Source organism: Streptomyces panacea (genome assembly GCF_040560175.1).
Classification (GTDB): domain Bacteria; phylum Actinomycetota; class Actinomycetes; order Streptomycetales; family Streptomycetaceae; genus Streptomyces; species Streptomyces panacea.
Window position 1 is genome coordinate 20,908 of the sequence record NZ_JARJHW010000061.1, and the last position, 16,810, is coordinate 37,717.

The 16,810-nt window shown below is 70.5% G+C and carries 22 protein-coding genes; 12 read left to right on the forward strand and 10 right to left on the reverse strand.

From position 1 onward, the window contains the following. Positions 1-990: 990 nt before the first annotated feature. The 6 genes from P3L51_RS16760 to P3L51_RS16785 all read left to right on the forward strand — a co-directional run bounded on the left by P3L51_RS16760 (position 991) and on the right by P3L51_RS16785 (position 4,760). Complete coding sequence (locus P3L51_RS16760) at positions 991-1,488, forward strand: hypothetical protein (protein WP_354606032.1); 498 nt, start codon at positions 991-993, stop codon at positions 1,486-1,488. Positions 1,489-1,650: 162 nt separating this feature from the next. After that, positions 1,651-2,250: a COG4315 family predicted lipoprotein gene (locus P3L51_RS16765; RefSeq protein WP_354606033.1), complete on the forward strand. Its 600-nt coding sequence runs from the start codon at positions 1,651-1,653 to the stop codon at positions 2,248-2,250. Positions 2,251-2,288: 38 nt separating this feature from the next. Further along, positions 2,289-2,693: a cupredoxin domain-containing protein gene (locus tag P3L51_RS16770; protein ID WP_354606034.1), complete on the forward strand. Its 405-nt coding sequence runs from the start codon at positions 2,289-2,291 to the stop codon at positions 2,691-2,693. Positions 2,694-2,736: 43 nt separating this feature from the next. Next, entirely contained in the window at positions 2,737-3,195 is a 459-nt protein-coding gene (locus P3L51_RS16775) for a hypothetical protein (protein ID WP_354606035.1), read from the forward strand. 130 nt (positions 3,196-3,325) lie between these two features. Further along, on the forward strand, positions 3,326-3,547 hold the full coding sequence (locus P3L51_RS16780; protein WP_354606036.1) for an NfeD C-terminal domain-containing protein: 222 nt from the start codon (positions 3,326-3,328) through the stop codon (positions 3,545-3,547). A gap of 52 nt (positions 3,548-3,599) precedes the next feature. Continuing rightward, positions 3,600-4,760, forward strand: coding sequence for an SPFH domain-containing protein (locus P3L51_RS16785; RefSeq protein WP_354606037.1), 1,161 nt, complete (start codon positions 3,600-3,602; stop codon positions 4,758-4,760). 90 nt (positions 4,761-4,850) lie between these two features. Here the strand turns inward: P3L51_RS16785 and rpmG are convergent, their stop codons facing one another. Next, positions 4,851-5,015, reverse strand: coding sequence for a 50S ribosomal protein L33 (gene rpmG / locus P3L51_RS16790; protein ID WP_354606038.1), 165 nt, complete (start codon positions 5,013-5,015; stop codon positions 4,851-4,853). Between the two features lie 91 nt (positions 5,016-5,106). Between rpmG and rpmB the strand changes: the two genes are divergently transcribed. Both rpmB and rpsN read left to right on the forward strand, forming a co-directional pair. Then, positions 5,107-5,343 carry a 50S ribosomal protein L28 gene (rpmB, locus tag P3L51_RS16795; protein ID WP_354606039.1) on the forward strand — a complete coding sequence of 79 codons (237 nt, stop codon included), beginning with the start codon at positions 5,107-5,109 and terminating at the stop codon, positions 5,341-5,343. Next, positions 5,343-5,648 (forward strand): 30S ribosomal protein S14, encoded by a 306-nt coding sequence (gene rpsN / locus P3L51_RS16800; protein WP_354606040.1) that lies wholly within the window; start codon positions 5,343-5,345, stop codon positions 5,646-5,648. Before rpmB ends, rpsN begins: the two co-directional genes overlap by 1 nt. Positions 5,649-5,678: 30 nt before the next feature. Here rpsN and P3L51_RS16805 read toward each other — a convergent pair whose 3' ends face one another. Further along, on the reverse strand, positions 5,679-6,185 hold the full coding sequence (locus tag P3L51_RS16805) for an Lrp/AsnC family transcriptional regulator (protein ID WP_354606041.1): 507 nt from the start codon (positions 6,183-6,185) through the stop codon (positions 5,679-5,681). 73 nt (positions 6,186-6,258) lie between these two features. On the opposite strand from P3L51_RS16805, the gene P3L51_RS16810 reads away from it, so the two are divergent. Further along, complete coding sequence (locus P3L51_RS16810; protein ID WP_354606042.1) at positions 6,259-6,774, forward strand: DUF2000 domain-containing protein; 516 nt, start codon at positions 6,259-6,261, stop codon at positions 6,772-6,774. Positions 6,775-6,804: 30 nt separating this feature from the next. Here the strand turns inward: P3L51_RS16810 and P3L51_RS16815 are convergent, their stop codons facing one another. Next, positions 6,805-7,776, reverse strand: a complete 972-nt coding sequence (locus P3L51_RS16815) for an NADP-dependent oxidoreductase (protein WP_354606043.1) — start codon at positions 7,774-7,776, stop codon at positions 6,805-6,807. 186 nt (positions 7,777-7,962) lie between these two features. Here P3L51_RS16815 and P3L51_RS16820 point away from each other — a divergent pair, with 186 nt between their 5' ends. After that, positions 7,963-8,352: a winged helix-turn-helix transcriptional regulator gene (locus tag P3L51_RS16820; RefSeq protein ID WP_354606044.1), complete on the forward strand. Its 390-nt coding sequence runs from the start codon at positions 7,963-7,965 to the stop codon at positions 8,350-8,352. 43 nt (positions 8,353-8,395) lie between these two features. On the opposite strand, the gene P3L51_RS16825 is transcribed toward P3L51_RS16820, so the two are convergent. The 6 genes from P3L51_RS16825 to P3L51_RS16850 all read right to left on the reverse strand — a co-directional run bounded on the left by P3L51_RS16825 (position 8,396) and on the right by P3L51_RS16850 (position 13,824). Beyond that, positions 8,396-8,560, reverse strand: coding sequence for a hypothetical protein (locus tag P3L51_RS16825; protein WP_354606045.1), 165 nt, complete (start codon positions 8,558-8,560; stop codon positions 8,396-8,398). A gap of 67 nt (positions 8,561-8,627) precedes the next feature. Then, complete coding sequence (locus P3L51_RS16830; protein WP_354606046.1) at positions 8,628-9,578, reverse strand: cytochrome c oxidase assembly protein; 951 nt, start codon at positions 9,576-9,578, stop codon at positions 8,628-8,630. A gap of 126 nt (positions 9,579-9,704) precedes the next feature. Then, positions 9,705-10,730: a 6-phosphofructokinase gene (locus tag P3L51_RS16835; RefSeq protein ID WP_354606047.1), complete on the reverse strand. Its 1,026-nt coding sequence runs from the start codon at positions 10,728-10,730 to the stop codon at positions 9,705-9,707. Positions 10,731-10,937: 207 nt separating this feature from the next. Next, on the reverse strand, positions 10,938-11,666 hold the full coding sequence (locus tag P3L51_RS16840; protein WP_354606048.1) for a type 1 glutamine amidotransferase: 729 nt from the start codon (positions 11,664-11,666) through the stop codon (positions 10,938-10,940). A gap of 45 nt (positions 11,667-11,711) precedes the next feature. Next, the gene (locus P3L51_RS16845; protein ID WP_354606049.1) at positions 11,712-12,950 is read right to left on the reverse strand and encodes a MurT ligase domain-containing protein; all 1,239 of its coding nucleotides are present in this window, start codon (positions 12,948-12,950) and stop codon (positions 11,712-11,714) included. A 379-nt stretch (positions 12,951-13,329) separates the two neighbouring features. Beyond that, the gene (locus tag P3L51_RS16850) at positions 13,330-13,824 is read right to left on the reverse strand and encodes an amidohydrolase family protein (protein WP_354606050.1); all 495 of its coding nucleotides are present in this window, start codon (positions 13,822-13,824) and stop codon (positions 13,330-13,332) included. Between the two features lie 311 nt (positions 13,825-14,135). Here P3L51_RS16850 and def point away from each other — a divergent pair, with 311 nt between their 5' ends. After that, on the forward strand, positions 14,136-14,672 hold the full coding sequence (gene def / locus P3L51_RS16855) for a peptide deformylase (protein ID WP_354606051.1): 537 nt from the start codon (positions 14,136-14,138) through the stop codon (positions 14,670-14,672). A gap of 50 nt (positions 14,673-14,722) precedes the next feature. Here the strand turns inward: def and P3L51_RS16860 are convergent, their stop codons facing one another. Beyond that, positions 14,723-15,376 carry a TetR/AcrR family transcriptional regulator gene (locus P3L51_RS16860; RefSeq protein WP_354606052.1) on the reverse strand — a complete coding sequence of 218 codons (654 nt, stop codon included), beginning with the start codon at positions 15,374-15,376 and terminating at the stop codon, positions 14,723-14,725. Between the two features lie 153 nt (positions 15,377-15,529). On the opposite strand from P3L51_RS16860, the gene P3L51_RS16865 reads away from it, so the two are divergent. Further along, a complete protein-coding gene (locus P3L51_RS16865) occupies positions 15,530-16,759 on the forward strand; it encodes an acyl-CoA dehydrogenase family protein (protein ID WP_354606053.1) in 1,230 nt (409 codons plus the stop codon). The last annotated feature ends 51 nt before the right edge of the window (positions 16,760-16,810 follow it).

Genomic DNA, 16,810 nt, shown 5'->3' on the forward strand with positions numbered 1-16,810 from the left:
AGCGCGCGGATGGCGCCCTCTTGGCAAGTCGGTCGTCCGAGGTTTACCGCGCCTCGGCTTGCTTTGTTGCAAGAACATGACGGATCGAAGCATGCGGCAGAGGCACGTTTTGGGTGATGGGGATGAACGGCCGCCGACCTTAAGGTGCGGGGCCCTGCGAGGCGGAGGGTGAACTGTCCGCCCCCGCCCATTCCGTTTGCGGAGGATAGCGCGGAGCCGACAGAGACCGCCCGCCGGAGAATAAGTTAGCAGGCTTCCCGGACGCGAAGCGGAGCGCGGCGGAGATGTTTACCTCGTTGTTGAAAAACAATAGCCGCGCCTTTTCCCTCGCGCCAGAGCGCCCCCGCGTCGGCGGGATAGGCGGCTCCCCGTGTGGGTACTCGCGGGCGACGTCGGACAGCCCGTTCGGGCAAGGCTGCGCCCGCACTGAAAACATAGCGCATCAGGGTGTTTGAACTCGTCGGCTTCTCCATGCTCGAACAACGCCTCGCAGGTGGCCTGTCGGGGACCGGGCGGGCGAGCGGGCCCGCGAAACCGGCGCCGATGTGCGGAATCGGAGACGGACCGGTGGTTCCGGGAGTCCGGAACCCGTCCCTGAGCATGACTGCGCGGCTTCGACCGACGCCGAAATAGGGGGAAGGATAGGGGGCGAGTAGGGGGCGCGCCGCGCTGTCGAGCGCGCTTCCGGGTCGGGCGCCGTGGGTATAACGGGCCGTCAGCTCGCGCCGTACGGCGGCGTCCTGGAGTCGCACACCGGACTTCCACATAGGGGGCGGCCGCGAGCCGTGCTGCCGGAGCGGGTGCCCGGGGCCCCACCTCGCCGCCGAGAGGCGTGCCGTTCGTCTCATTTACCGTATTCCGGCGGTCCCGCGCGGATCGAGTGTTCCTCGCACAGGTTTATCCGCCATACTGCCAGCCGTGGAGCGCATCGATCCGATAATCCAGCCCGTACCCGCCGCGGGGACCGATCCCGGATACATCCCTGGGCTCATGGCACCCCGCCTCGTAGAGGAGGCTGACGACCCCGCCGAGGGCGTCCCTCAGGAGGCCGCCGACGAAGCGGCCGACGAGGTGACCGAAGAGGCGGAGGCCCCCGGGACACCGGCCGCCGACGAGTCCGAACCGACCGACGAGAAGGCCGGCGACACGGCGGGCGGGGCGGTCTCCTTCAAGAAGGACGACTCCGACGACGGCGGGAGTGACGCCGACGGTCCCGTCTTCGAGGTCAGCGACCGCCGCGCCTCGATGACCGCCGACCGCACCGGCGTCCGGTTCCAGCTGGACGAGACGGAGGCGGAGTTCGGCTGGGACGAGATCGGCGCCCTGGAGGTCGAGACCCCCAGATTCGGCCGCCGGTTCACCGTCACCCTGCACACGACCGGCCGTCGTCACTACCAGTCGGACGTCGACGCGCCTTCCCGGAGCAGCCTCAAGGAGTGGACGGCCGCACTCGACGCGGTGCTGGACGTCTACTTCGAGGAAGCCTGACCGACTCCGGAACCCGCACTCCTCGGTGCCGTCCGGGCCGCACTCCGGACGGCCCCGCCCAGGTGGCCGGTCCGTCAGCCCTGTTGTGCACTGGGGCTGGCGGCCCCGATCGGGCGGGTCGCGTGCTGCCCGCGTGGGCGGCCGACGATCGAGGAGTCCTTGATGAGACGGCACACCAGGACAGTCACCGCGCTGGCCTCCGCCCTGCTGATGGCCACCGCGGCGGCCGGCTGTTCGGACGGCGGTGGCGGCCATGGCAGCGCCAGCGGTACGGACGCGGGTGAGCAGCCCAACAACCATGAGGTCGACGTGGTCCCGGCGGCCTCGTCCTCGGCGTCTGCGTCGGCGTCGTCCTCGGCGTCGGCATCGTCCGCGGCCAAGGTCGACGTCAAGAACGGCACCTTCGGCAAGATGCTGGTCGATGAGAAGGGCCGGTCGCTGTACGAGTTCGACAAGGACACCACGAACAAGTCGATGTGCACGGGCTCCTGCGCGACGGCCTGGCCCCCGTTCACCGCCACGTCGAAGCCGGTCGCCGGCAGCGGGATCAAGGCCAATCTGCTCACGACGACGAAGCGCTCCGACGGCTCCGAGCAGGTGACGTACAACGGGCGTCCGCTGTACCGGTTCGAAGGGGACAAGACGCCCGGCGACATCAACGGGCAGGACATCAACGCCTTCGGTGCGAAGTGGTTCATCATGAACCCCGACGGCAAGAAGGTCACGACCAAGCCCCAGAACAACAACGGCGGCGGGTACTGACAGCCGGCCGGTCCGGCCCCCGAACGCTCGGAGACGCCATGCCGTTCTCGTTCCCCACCGGCCGGGCCCCCTTCGCCGTGGCCGTCGCCGCCTGCGCCCTCGCTCTGACCACCCTCGTGGGATGTTCGGACGGCGGAGGCGGCGGCGGCAGCAGCGCGACGAAGTCGGCCGCCAACTCGTCGGCGGGCGGTGGGACACAGGTCACCATCGACAACTTCAAGTTCCAGCCCGCCTCCCTGACCGTGGCCGCCGGGGCGAAGATCACCGTGGTCAACAAGGACACGACCACACACACCCTGACGGCGACCAAGGGCGGCTCCTTCGACACCGGTGACATCGCGCCGGGCAAGAGCGCCACCTTCACCGCGCCGTCCAAGGCGGGCGCCTTCCCGTTCCACTGCACGATCCACCCGTTCATGACGGGCACGCTCACCGTCAAGTGAGCCCCCGGCCGGCGGCTCGGTCCGCGGCGCGAAGGGAGACCCCATGTCATCTCAGCCCACCGCCTCGCCCACCGGGCCGGCGCACCGCGACGGCGTCGGCCGCTACCTGCGGGGCGCGGCCCGGGTGCTCGCCGCGGCCGGGCTCGCCGTGGACGCGTACATGCACGCGCATCTCGCCGACCGCTACGACGTCATCTCGGCCGACATCAGCCAGGGCGACCTCTTCCGGATCGAGGCGGGCTTCGCGGCGCTGGCCGCGCTGCTCGTCCTGGTCTGGCGCCGGGTCCCGGCGGACTTCTTCGCCTGGTCGGTGGCGGCCGGCGGACTCGCGCTCCTGCTCATCTACCGCTATGTGAACGTCGGCGCGTGGGGACCGTTCCCGAACATGTACGAGCCGATCTGGTACGACGACAAGGTGGTCACCGTCGTGGCCCAGGCGGTCGCCATTGTCGCCACGGTGTATCTGCTGATCTTCCGTCCCCGGAACAGGCACTTCCACTGACCGGTCCGTCCGGCCGGTTCGTACGACCGAGCGGTTCACCGACCATCCTTCGACCGGCCGTCGGCACGTCTCCGGAGTAGCCTGAAATGACCGGGGGCGTGCTGAGCGCTGGAGGTGAGGGCAACGATTCATGTCCGTCACAGATGACTCCGCGCAGAGCCCGGTGGGCGCGGTCGGCCGTATCACCGTCCCGATCCCGCCGGACGGCCCGGGGGAAGTACTGGTGGCCGTACGAGGCGGTTCCGAAGCCTACGCGGCCTGGTCCGAGCGGCCGATCGGCATGAACGTCCAGGTGCTGGTCACCGACCGTGTCTCGGCCCGCTCGGTGATGGTGGAGCCTCTTCCCGACTGAAGCCCGCGGTCCGAAGTGGCGTGTGAGTGTGGAGTAGGACAGGAGTTCCCTCATGTTGTTCTGGCGTGTTCCAGCACCGAACGAGGCGATGCTCATATCCGGTTCGAAACGGCAGGTCCAGGACACCCAGTTCCGGATAGTCACCGGTCACGGCAGTTTCGTTCTTCCCATCAAGCAGAAGGCCCGCATGCTGTCCCTGGCGCTGCGGGAGGCGGAGATCGCCGAGGACTGCGTCACCCAGCAGGGCATCCGGCTGACCGTACGCGCGGTGACCGTCTTCAAAGTCGGTGACGATGCCGTGTCGATCGCCAACGCCGCCCGGCGCTTCCTGGCCGAGCAGGACCGGATGGAAGAGCTGGTGGGCCGGATCTTCGCCGGTCACCTCCGCTCCATCGTCGGTGGACTCACCGTCGAACAGATCATCCGGGAGCGGGACAGGGTCGCCCAGGAGGTGAAGGCCGGCAGCCACAGCGAGATGGAGAAGCTCGGCATCGTGGTGGACGCCCTCCAGATCCAGGAGATCGAGGACGCCACCGGCTACATCAACAACCTGGCGGCGCCGCACGCCGCGGCTGTCGCGAGCCAGGCCCGTATCGCCGCGGCCAGGGCCGATCAGGAGGCCGCCGAGCGCGAGCAGCAGGCGGAGGCGCTGAAGGCCGAGTACGAGAGGGACACCTCGATCAAGCGCGCGGGCTTCCAGGCGGAGACCGAGCAGGTCCGGGCACGTGCCTCCCAGGCGGGACCGCTCGCCCAGGCGAAGGCCTCGCAGGACGTCATCGAGGAGCAGACGGCACTGGCCGAGCGGCAGGCACTGCTGGCGGCCCAGCGGCTGGAGGCCGAGGTCAGGCGCCCGGCGGACGCGGAGGCGTACCGCCAGCGGACGCTCGCGCAGGCGCAGGCCGACGCGAACACCTCGCGCGCCCTCTCCCTGCGGGAGGGCAACCAGGAACTGCTGGCGGCCAACCGCGTCGTCGAGGTGCTCCCGGAGCTGGCCGCCGCCGCGGCCAAGGGTCTGGCGGACTCCAACCTCACCGTCCTCAACGGCACCGACGGTGTCGGCGAGGTGGCGGCGGGGCTGGTCGGTCAGGGCATGACCATCCTCAACTCGCTGCAACGGCAGACCGGTTCGAGCCGGGCGCCGGCCGAGCAGACCGAGGACCAGGCATCGAAGATGAACGGCAAGGCGCCGGCGCGGGTGGAGTCGACCACCTGACCGCGCACACCAGCCGGGCGGGCTCGAAGGAGCCCGCCCGGCGCGTGCGCTCGGACGGCAGGTGCTACGGCGCGGGGTCGGGGTCGGGACTCAGCGGTCTTCGCGGAAGTCGACGTGCCGGCGGGCGATCGGGTCGTACTTGCGCAGGACCATGCGGTCCGGGTCGCTCCGGCGGTTCTTGCGGGTGACGTAGGTGTGGCCGGTGCCCGCCGTGGAGCGGAGCTTGATGACCGGGCGTAGTTCGTTGCGTGCCATGCCACTACTATACGACAATGGTTTCCATTTTCAAAATGGTCCCACCGACACCGTCGTACCACCGTCGTACAGAAGAAAGGCAGGTCACACTGTGTCCGCCCACTGCCGGCTGACCGGCGCCCGACCGGGCTTCGGCAACACCATCTCCCACTCGCATCGGCGCACCTCACGGCGCTTCGACCCCAACATCCAGCGCAAGCGGTACTGGCTGCCGAGCGAGGGCCGATACGTGCGTCTCACGCTCAGCGCCAGGGCGATCAAGGCGATCGACGGCATCGGTATCGAGTCCGCCGTGGCACGGATCCGCGCCCGGGGAGGGAAGGTCTGATGGCCAAGCAGAGCAAGATCGCGAAGAACGAGCGGCGCAAGGCGGTCGTCGCGCGGTACGCGGCGCGCAGGGCGGAGCTGAAGGAGATCGTCCGCCGCCCCGGCACACCGGAGCCCGAACGGCTCGCCGCGCTCACCGAACTGCGCCGTCAGCCCCGCGACGCCGGCGCGACCAGGGTGCGCAACCGCGACAGCGTGGACGGCCGGCCGCGCGGACATCTGCGGAAGTTCGGTCTGTCCCGCATCCGGCTGCGCGAACAGGCGCACGCCGGACTGCTGCCGGGGGTCACCAAGTCCTCCTGGTGACGTACGGACGGCCGGCGGCGGGCAGTGGCCCTACGGCAGCTGCCGCCGCCGGCCGGCACCGCGCCGTCGGTTCTCCTCGGCGGGCCGGGAGACCGACCGGGACTGCACGTGCTCGTAGACCATTGTCGTCTGCACGTCCGCGACCTCGCGGCGCTCGGTGAGACGGTCGATGACGAAGGCGTACAGCCCGTCGACGTTCGGGACGGCCACATGCAGGAGGAAGTCGTGCGGGCCCGATGTCACGAACAGCCCGATGGTCTCCGGCAGTTCGGCCGCCCACTCGCGGAACCCCTCGATGACCGGGCGGGACGGCGGCCTGATCCGCACGGAGATCAGCGCCTGTACGGGGCGGCCCACCGCCTCCAGGTCGAGCGCCGCGTGGAATCCGTCGATCACACCGCGTTCGCGCAGGATCTTGACCCGCTCCAGCGAGGTGGAGGGGGAGACACCGGTCCTGGCCGCCAGATCGCGGTTGGTCTGCCGTGCATCGTGCTGCAGCTCCCGCAGCAGAGCCCAGTCGAGCGCATCAAGTTCCACGATGATGTCCTTCGGCCGTACGAAGTGCGCCGGAGCTCACCATCGTACGCATGACTGCCTACCGTTTCGAGGCATGACCGCTCATAACGACACCGCTCATAACCACACCGCGCACCACGACGCCGCGCACCAAGGCACCGTCCGCGACGAGGTCGCTCCGACCGGCCTCTCCACCCGCCGGGCCCCGCTCAAGTGGGTCCTCGTCGTCGACGAGGACCTGCCCGCCGGGCGTGCGGTGAACGCTGCGGCCTGCATGGCCGCCGCCGTCGGCAGGGCCCTGCCGCACCTGCTCGGCGGCGACGGCCGGGACGCGTCGGGCCATGTGCATCCGGGACTGCCCTGGGCGGGCTGTTCCGTCCTGGCCGCCGACGCCGCCACCCTGCACTCCCTGCGGGAGAAGGCCACCGCGAAGGAGGACGTCTTCGTGGTCGACATGCCGGAGCCCGCCCAGACGTCCCGGATCTACGACGAGTACCTCGACCTGCTCGCCGGTACGAAGCACGAGGACCTGACCTACCACGCGGTCGGCCTCGTCGGCCCGCGCAACAGGATCGGCAAGCTCGTCGGCGCACTGCCCCTGCTGCGCTGACGGGCCGTATCGATGGCAGACGACGTTCCGTCAGGTCGTCACGCTCAGTACGATCTTGCCGCGCGTGCGTCCCTCCTGGACCCGGCGCTGCGCCTCGCCCGCGTCCGCCAGCGGCAGGACGTCCGCCACCTCGACGCGCACGGTGCCCTGGTCGATCAGGTCGGCGATCCGGGCGAGCGCGGCGCCGTCCGGCTCCACCAGGAAGGCGGTCGCGTTCAGCCCCCGGTTACGGGCGCCCGCCAGCACCTCCGGCGCGACACCGGACGGGACCGCGACGATCGTGCCGCCCGGCCGCAGGGTCTCCAGCGAACGGGTGGTCGTCGCGTCGTGCCCCTCGCCCACCAGGTCGATGACGACGTCCACGTCACTCACGACGTCCTCGAAGCGGACCTTCGTGTAGTCCACGACCTCGTCCGCGCCCAGCTCCCGCAGCCAGTCGTGCTTCGCGGCGCTCGCCGTGCCGATGACATGGGCCCCGAGGTGCTTGGCGAACTGCACCGCGAGGTGCCCCACGCCGCCCGCCGCCGCGTGGATCAGTACCCGCTGCCCTGCCTCCACCCGCGCCGCGTCCACGAGCGACTGCCAGGCGGTCAGACCCGCCAGTGGCACGGCCGCCGCCGTGTGGTGGTCGACCGTGCGGGGCTTGAGCGCGAACTGCCGCGAGGGCGCCGTCACATACTCGGCGTACGCGGAGGCCGGGCGCGGGAACCACGGCATCCCGTACACCTCGTCGCCCACCTTCAGCGTGTGCACACCGAAGCCGACCTCCGCCACGACACCGGACACGTCCCAGCCCAGGACGAACGGCGGTGCGCCGAGGAGACCGGCCATGCCGCCGCTCTCGCGGGACTTCCAGTCGACCGGATTCACGCCGGCCGCGTGCACCCGTACCAGCACCTCGGTCGGAATCGGGCGGGGCCGGGGGCGTTCGGTGAGGCGCAGCACCTCGGGGCCGCCGAGGGAGTCCTGGGTGATCGCGCGCATCGTCGGCTCACTGCTCATGTCGGTCAAGTCTCCTGTAGGAGTGCGGTGGATCTTCGACACCGGAAAAGTACTCCCTGGGTAGTGGTAACCCGCAAGGGACACTACTATCCAAAGGGAAGTGGTCAGTTCGGTGCGCGAACACGCGGCGTACGAGACGCGACACAGGGCGCGGCAGGCACCGCGGCACGAGGAGGAGCGGATCGTATGGCGGAGCCGTGTACGACGGGCCGGCACGACAAGCACGACGTCTATGCCGCGCAGTGCCCCTGCCGGGACGTCCTCGGCCTGCTGGCCAACAAGTGGGCCGCTCTCGCCATCGGCGCCCTGGAAGAGGGCCCGCGGCGCTTCGGCGCGCTCCAGCGGCGGCTCCAGGGGGTCAGCCCCAAGGTGCTCACCAGCACGCTGCGCCGGCTGGCCGACCACGGCTTCGTGGACCGTACCGTCTATCCGGCCGTCCCGCTCCACGTCGAGTACGAACTGACGCCGCTGGGACGCGGAGTGGCCGTACCGCTCGGCCAGTTGCGCGCCTGGGTGGAGAACAACCTGGACGAGACGCGAGCGCCGGAACCGGCGCTCGCCCCGGCGGCGGACTGACGGCGGGGCCCGAGCCCCGCCCCTCCTCGGTCCCCGCCCGTCCTCAGGTGCTGCGTGAGGCGACCATCGCGACCGTCACCAGCCCCAGCACCACCCAGCCGAACCAGAGCCAGCCGTTGCTGCCCAGCGCCGCCGTGTAGGCCGTCACGACCACCAGCGCACCGACGGTGAGAACACCCATCGTCTTCGTGGATCCGGATCCGGACATGTGCGTCCTCCTCCTGGCCGTGACCGTGGCCGTGAGGACCATCGTCACCCGAAAGGGGCGTTCCGCGCTACTGTCCGCGTGCCCGCAACGACGCGAGGTAGGCGTTGTACGCGACGAGCTCCTTGTCGCCGTCCCGGTCGGCGGCCCGGTCCGAGCGCTTCGCCTGGCGTTGGTCCGACCGGTACCACTGGTACACCAGCGCCACCAGCACCAGGACGGACGGGATCTCGCTGAACGCCCAGGCGATACCGCCGGCCGCGTTCTGGTCGGAGAGCGGGTCGATGCCCAGGGACGCCGGCGGATTGTCGTACGCCCGCACCATCGGCTCGCTCGCCATCATCAGCGCGATCCCGAAGAACGCGTGGAACGGCATCCCGGCGAACAGCTCCAGCATCCGCATCAGATAGCCGGGCCGGTGCGGACCCGGGTCCACACCGATGATCGGCCAGAAGAAGATCAGCCCGGTGGAGAGGAAGTGCACCATCATCGCGATGTGCCCCGGCTTCGACTCCATGAGGAAGTCGAAGAGCGGGGTGAAGTAGAGGCCGTAGAGGCTCGCGATGAACAGCGGGATCGTGAAGGCGGGATGCGTCACGAACCGCATGAACCCGCTGTGCAGCAGCGCCAGCAGCAGCTCGCGCGGCCCCTTGCGGCCCCGGCCCGCGACCGGCAGCGCGCGCAGCGCCAGGGTCACGGGCGCGCCCAGGAGCAGCAGGATCGGGGAGACCATGCTGATCACCATGTGCTGGACCATGTGCACGCTGAACATGACCATGCCGTAGTCGTTCAGCGCGGTGCACATCATCAGCGCGACGGTCAGCACGCCGAGCACGAAGGAGATGGTGCGGCCCGGCGACCAGCTGTCGCCCCGCGCGCGCAGCCGTACGACACCCCAGCCGTACAGCGCGAGCGCCAGCAGACAGCCGACGAGGAAGAAGGCGTCGGGCGAGAACTCCAGCGCGCGGTTCAGCGTGAACGGCGGCAGATCCGTCATCGTGCCGTGCTCGCCGTGATCCATACGTGCTCTCCCACCGCGACGATCCTGATTGGTGCGATGTGTCCGCACCCGGGACCAGAGTAGAACCGCCCCCGGCGCCGTTCACGGCCGGGGGCGGTTCGTCGTATCAACGCGGGCGTGCGGGGTTCAGAGCACGCACTCCGCCTCGGCGTACCGCTCCGCCGGGACCGTCTTCAGGGTCTCGACGGCCTCCGCGAGCGGCACCATCACGATGTCCGTGCCGCGCAGCGCCGTCATCATGCCGAACTCGCCGCGGTGCGTGGCCTCCACCGCGTGCCAGCCGAAGCGGGTCGCCAGCACCCGGTCGTACGCGGTCGGCGTCCCGCCGCGCTGGACATGGCCCAGTATCACCGGCCGCGCCTCCTTGCCCAGGCGCTCCTCCAGCTCGACGGAGAGCTGCCTGGCCACGCCCGCGAAGCGCTGGTGTCCGTAGATGTCCTTGCCGCCGACGTCGAACTCCATGGAGCCCTCACGGGGCTTGGCGCCCTCGGCGACCACGACGATCGCGAAGCGCTTGCCCGCCGAGAACCGCTTGCCGACCAGCTCGGCCAGCTCTCCTATGTCGAAGGGCCGCTCCGGGACGACGATGGCGTGCGCACCGGCGGCCATGCCCGAGTGCAGCGCGATCCAGCCCGTCTCCCGGCCCATGACCTCGACGATGAGTACGCGCTGGTGGGACTCGGCGGTGGTCTTCAGCCGGTCCAGCGCCTCCGTGGCGACACCGACGGCGGTGTCGAAGCCGAAGGTCACATCCGTGGAGGAGATGTCGTTGTCGATGGTCTTCGGCACGCCGACGATCGGCAGCCCCGCCTCGGAGAGCAGGTTGGCCGCCTTCAGGGTGCCTTCGCCGCCGATCGGGATGACCGCGTCGAGACCGAGGTCGGCCACGTGCCCCTTCGCGCGCTCCACACCGTCACGCAGATGCGCGGGCTGGACGCGGGAGGAACCGAGGATCGTGCCGCCGCGCGCCAGGATGCCGCCGACCGCGTCGAGGTCGAGCTTGCGGTAATCGCACTCCAGAAGGCCTTTCCAGCCGTCGTGGAAGCCGATGACCTCGTCACCGTGGTCGACGACGGCGCGGTGCACCACGGACCGGATCACCGCATTGAGACCGGGGCAGTCGCCGCCGGAGGTGAGCACACCAATTCGCATTGCCCGGAGAACCTTTGCAACGTGGGCCGACGGCCGGACCACGTCGTCCGGCTGAATCCCCGCCACCCTACCGGCGCGGGGTGGCGGGACCGAACCAGGCGTCCGACTGCTGGACGCCCCCTGGTTGAACGGGAGGTGGCGGGCCGGTCATCACACCGACAACGCGGCGATGCGCGGTGCCGGGGCGCACGAGCCCGGCAGGACGACCTAGGCCGACTGCGTCGCCGCGGCGATGCGCTCGGCGCGCAGCGCCTCGTACCACCGGTCGTCCGCCGGCGGCAGCGCGTTCACGTCGAGCGCCAGCTTCAGCAGCAGGTCGGCGATGAGCGGGTTCCGGGCCAGGACCGGGCCGTGCATGTACGTACCGAACACCGTGTCGTTGTACGCGCCCTCCGTGCCGTCACCCGTGCCATTGCCCCGGCCGAGCGACACCCGTGCGAACGGCCGGGCGGTCGGGCCGAGATGGGTGATGCCCTGGTGGTTCTCGAAACCGGTCAGCGGCGGCAGTCCCAGATGCGGGTCGATGTCGCCCAGTACGTCTCCGACGCACCGCTCGCCCTCGCCACGGGTGGAGATCACGTCGAGCAGCCCGAGGCCGCCCTCGCGCTCACCCAGGTCGTTGACGAACTCATGGCCCAGGATCTGGTAGCCGGCGCAGACCGAGAAGACGATCGCCCCGTTGGACACCGCCCGGTTGAGCCCGCCGTCACGGCGCAGCCGCTCGGCGGCCAGCCGCTGCGGCCGGTCCTCGCCGCCGCCGATGAGATAGATGTCGCCCGAGGTCGGTACGGCCTGGTCGCTGCGCACGTCCACGCGTGTGACGTCGAGACCGCGCTGCCTGGCCCGGCGCTCCACCACCAGCGCGTTGCCCTGGTCCCCGTAGGTGCTCAGCAGGTCCGGGTAGATCCACACCAGCCGCAGACTGTTGTCGCTCATTGCTCGCTTGCCCCTCTCCGACTGCATTGTCTATGGCCGGCTCTCTCAGTTGCCGACGCGGCGGCGCAGGTCCTGGAAGGACGTGTAGTTGGCGATCGCCTCGATACGTCCGGGCGGCGCCATCTGTACGGCCTCGTCGGCGTTCGCGCACACCCGGAAGTCCAGGCCGGCGACCTCCAGACGTACGGCCAGGTCCAGCTTGCGGTCGCCGATGACGAAGATCGGGTGACCGGCCAGCCGGGTGTAGTCCACGTCCCACAGCCAGGAGGTGTCCGTGCCGTCGGCGCCGCGGGCGTTGACCGCGAGGATGACGGGGGTGGGCGGCGGGTCGATGAGCGAGAACGTCTCCAGCCAGCCCGCCGGGTTCTTCGCCAGCAGCAGCCGCAGGTCACGGCCGAGGAAGGACACCACGTCGTACCGTCCCGCGACGGCCTGCACCTGGTACATGCGCTCCAGGGCGACCTGCGGGGGCACACCGAACGTGGCGGCCACGGCGGCGGAGGTGGCCGCGTTCGCGCGGTTCGCGCGGCCCGGCAGCTGGAGGTGGATCGGCCAGGCGGAGCCGTGCGGGTCCAGGACGTGGTCGCCGTGCAGTGCCCAACTCGGGGCGGGCCTGCGGAAACCGCACTGGCCGCAGAACCAGTCGTCGCCGGGGCGCTGCATCACACCGCCGCAGGCGGGGCAGGACCAGGCGTCGTCCTTCCACTCCTGCCCGGCGGCGACCCAGACCACGTTCGGGGACGACGAAGCGGCCCACACGATCAGCGGGTCGTCGGCGTTGGCGATGACCACGGCCTTCGTACCGGCCAGTCCCTCGCGCCAGTGCTCGGCCAGCATGCGGGTCTCGGCGGCGCGGTCGAGCTGGTCGCGGGAGAGGTTGAGCAGGGCGATCGCCTTGGGCGTGGTGTCGCGCGCGACTCCGGCGAGGTACTTCTCGTCCACCTCGATCACGCCGTACTTGGCGTCCGAACCGCCCGCGAGGGCGGAGGTGATGCCGGCCGGCATGTTCGCGCCCAGCGCGTTCGACACCACGGGGCCGCTGGCCCGCAGCGCCTCGGCGATCAGCCGTGTCGTGGTCGTCTTGCCGTTCGTCGCCGACACCAGCACGACGTCCAGATGCTGCGCGAGAGCCGCCAGCAGATCCGGGTCGAGCCGCAACGCCACCTTGCCGCCGATCACCGATCCGCTGCCGCGCCCCGCAGCGCGCGACACCGCCGCTGCGGCCTTGCCTGCCGTCACGGCCAGCTTGGCCCGCGGCGACAGCGGGTCCGTGTTGCCTGCCATCGTCCTTGATCCTCCTCGCGTCGGTCCGACCTCAGCCTATCGAGATACGTGCACGGGCCCGAACCACGGCACCGGAGAACGGGCCGATCGTTGTCACACGTACGCCTGAACGAACGCGCCGGGCGGGCGCGCCGGGGCGCCGCCGAGGCCCCGTACGGCGGTTTCCGGCCCGGAAGGAGGAGTTTTTCCGCGCCGAAGCGGCATTCGTCCCGGCCGTACGCCCCCGGTTCCGCCGATCCGGCCACCGGGAGGCGTGGATCCGGGCCGGGACAGGTGGTGTGGACCACGCCGACCGGATCCACGCGGCCCGCACACGACCACCACCCGGCCCCCGACGGTCCTTCACATCCCCGCCGGGGGCCGGGTGTTCAACAAGGGTTCATCCCACCATCACGCCGCCGAGCCACACCCGGGCGGGTCGCAGGGTCGCGTCCAGCTCCACCAGGTCGGCCCGCAGGCCCGGACGCAGTGCACCCCGGTCGCGGAGCCCGAGCAGCCGGGCGGCCGTGCCCGACGTCATCCGTACGGCGTCCGCCAGGGGGAGGCCCACCGTGAGCACGGCCCTGCGGAACGCCTCCGCCACGAAGAGCGTCGACCCGGCGAGCGTGTCGGTGCCGCGCAGCCGGGCCACCCCGCCCGCGACGGTCACCTCGCGGTCCGCGAAGGCGTAGTCCCCGTCCGCCATGCCCGCCGCGGGCATCGCGTCACTGACCGGCACCAGCCGGTCGGGGCCCGCGACCCGGTGGGCCGGCCGCACGGTGTCGTCGGCCAAGTGGTGTCCGTCCAGGACGAGTTCGCAGACCAGACGCGGATCCAGCAGCGCGGCGGCCACCGGGCCCGGCTCCTGGCTGATGGTGGCGGGGACATCGTCCAACCGGCTGAGACGGATTCGCGCCGTAGTCCACGCTCTCCGAGGTCTTGAACGACACGAGCCAGACCGGCAGCGTGTGGTTGTCCTGCGATTTCATGATCACGTAGGCGAAGATGTAGTCGTCCCACGCGTTGACGAAGGCGAAGATCGAGGTCGCCACGATGCCCGGCATCAGCAGCGGCAGCAGCACCCGTACGTACATCTGGAACCGACGCACCCGTCCACGAGCGCGGCCTCCTCCAGCTCGCGACGTACGCTGGCGCGATGGCGACGATCGAACTCGGGCACCCCGGGGTGGACTTCACGGTGGATCCATGCGAAACCGGCTGATCCCGGGCAGCACCGGACGGGTCCGCCCCCTGCGACTGCTCGGCGACCCCACGCTGCACAGCCCCTGCGGACCCGTCACCGACTTCGGGCCGCAGCTCGCCCGGCTGGTCGAGGACCTGTTCGCGACGATGTACCGGGCGAACGGGGTCGGTCTCGCCGCGAACCAGATCGGCGTGCCGCTACGGGTGTTCGTCTACGACTGCCCCGACGACGAGGACGTCCGCCATCTCGGGCATGTCGTCAACCCCCGCCTGGTGTCGGCGGACGGCGTCGCCGTACGGGGCGCCGAGGGATGCCTCTCGCTGCCGGGTCTCGAAGCGGGGACGGAGCGGGTCGACCACGCGGTGGTGGAGGGCGTGACGGCGGACGGCGCGCCCGTACGGATCGACGGCACCGGATTCTTCGGACGCTGTCTCCAGCACGAGTGCGACCATCTGGAGGGGCTGGTCTATCCGGACCGGCTGACGGGCCTGCGCCGGGCCAAGGTGCTGCGGGCGGCGCGGCGCGCGTCCTGGAGCTGAGCGCGCGGCCCGGTGGTGACCGGACTGCCCGGTGGTGACCGGACGGCGCGTCAGAGCCCCGGGCTGCCCGCCCGGTCGTCCACCAGCGCCAGCCTGCCCCACAGCAGATCGGCCAGGCTGCTCACCAACTGTGCCCGTGAGCAAGGGCGTTCGCCGAGCCACCAGTCACCGGCGGCGTGCATCATGCCGACGATCCCGTGGCCCCAGACACGGGCCAACTGGGTGCTGTCGGGCCCGAGGTCGACCCGTTCCTCGATGACGACGGCCAGCTCCTCACCGAGACGGCGCAGCAGCGGGGCCGAGTGGCGGCCCACGTCGAAGCCCTGCTCGGGGAGTTGGGCCTCGGCGGCGGCGTCGGCAGGGTGCATCAGGAACCGGTACACCTGGGGACGCGCCTCGATCGCCGCGAGGTAGGTGTCGAGCGTGGCCTCCACCCGCGCGCGGCGGTCGGCGGGCGCGTCGAGTGCCGCCTTCAACGCGCTGAGCAGCGCGTCCGTATGACGCTTCGCCAGGGCGCGGTAGAGCCCGCCCTTGTCGCCGAAGTGGCGGTAGAGGATCGGCTTGGTGATGCCGGCCTCGGCAGCGATGGCGTTCATGGAGGCTTTCGGCCCGTCACGCAGCACGACCCGGTCGGCGGCCTCCAGGAGTTGGCGGCGCCGCTGATGGGCTGAGCGGTGCTGGTCGGTCTGCTGTGTGGTCCCCATGGGTGTCTCCCCGCCCGAGCGATTCCGTGACGCCCCGGCAACGTAACACCATGCCCGCCGTCCTCGCGGATCAGCCCGCCGCAGGTTGACATCCTCTACTTGTCGGTAACAGACTGTTGTTACCGTAAGTAACAGCAGTGCTGGAGGAAGACGATGGCCGAGTTCACCTTCGAACTCAACGACGACCAGAAGCAGGTGCGCGACTGGCTGCACGGATTCGCCGCCGACGTCATCCGCCCCGCGGCCGCCGAGTGGGACGAGCGCGAGGAGACTCCCTGGCCCGTCATCCAGGAAGCCGCCAAGGTCGGTGTCTACTCCCTCGACTTCTACGCACAGCAGTACTTCGACCCCACGGGCCTCTCCATCCCCATGGTGATGGAGGAACTGTTCTGGGGTGACGCGGGCATCGGCCTGTCGATCGTCGGCACCGGACTCGCCGCCGTCGGCGTCCTCGCCAACGGCACCGACGAGCAGATCGGCACCTGGATCCCGCAGATGTACGGCGACGCGCACGACGTGAAGGTCGCCGCGTTCTGCTCCTCCGAACCCGACGCCGGATCGGACGTCGCGGCCATGCGCACCCGCGCGGTCTACGACGAGGCGAAGGACGAGTGGGTGCTGAACGGCACCAAGACGTGGGCGACCAACGGCGGCATCGCCAATGTCCATGTCGTCGTCGCCGTCGTGGACCCCGGGGCCGGCTCCAAGGGGCACGCCTCGTTCATCGTGCCGCCCGCCACGCCCGGCCTCTCCCAGGGCCAGAAGTTCAAGAAGCACGGCATCCGCGCGTCGCACACCGCCGAGGTGGTCCTGGAGGACGTCCGCGTCCCCGGCCACTGCCTGCTCGGCGGCAAGGAGAAGCTGGACGAGCGGCTGGCCCGCGCCCGCGAGGCCAAGGCGGGCGGGGGCGGTGAGCGCGTGAAGAACGCGGCCATGGCGACCTTCGAGGCGTCCCGCCCCGCGGTCGGCGCCATGGCCGTGGGCACGGCCCGCGCCGCGTACGAGGTGGCACTCGACTACGCCAAGACCCGCAGTCAGTTCGGCCGCCCCATCATCGACAACCAGGGCATCGCCTTCCAGCTCGTCGACATGCGCACCCGGATCGACGCGGCCCGGCTCCTCGTCTGGCGCGCCTCCTGGATGGCGGCCACGGGCAAACCGTTCACCGCCGCGGAGGGCTCCATGTCGAAGCTGTACGCGAGCGAGACGGCCAAGCAGGTCACCGCGCAGGCGGTCCAGATCCTCGGCGGCAACGGCTTCACACGGGAGTACCCGGTGGAGCGGATGCACCGCGACAGCGCGATCTACACGATCTTCGAAGGCACGAGCGAGATCCAGCGCCTGGTCATCGCCCGGACGCTGTCGGGGATGCCGATCCGCTAGGCCGTGTCTTCGAAGTCTCGCCTGGCCCGCGACGCCGCAGTGACATCAGCC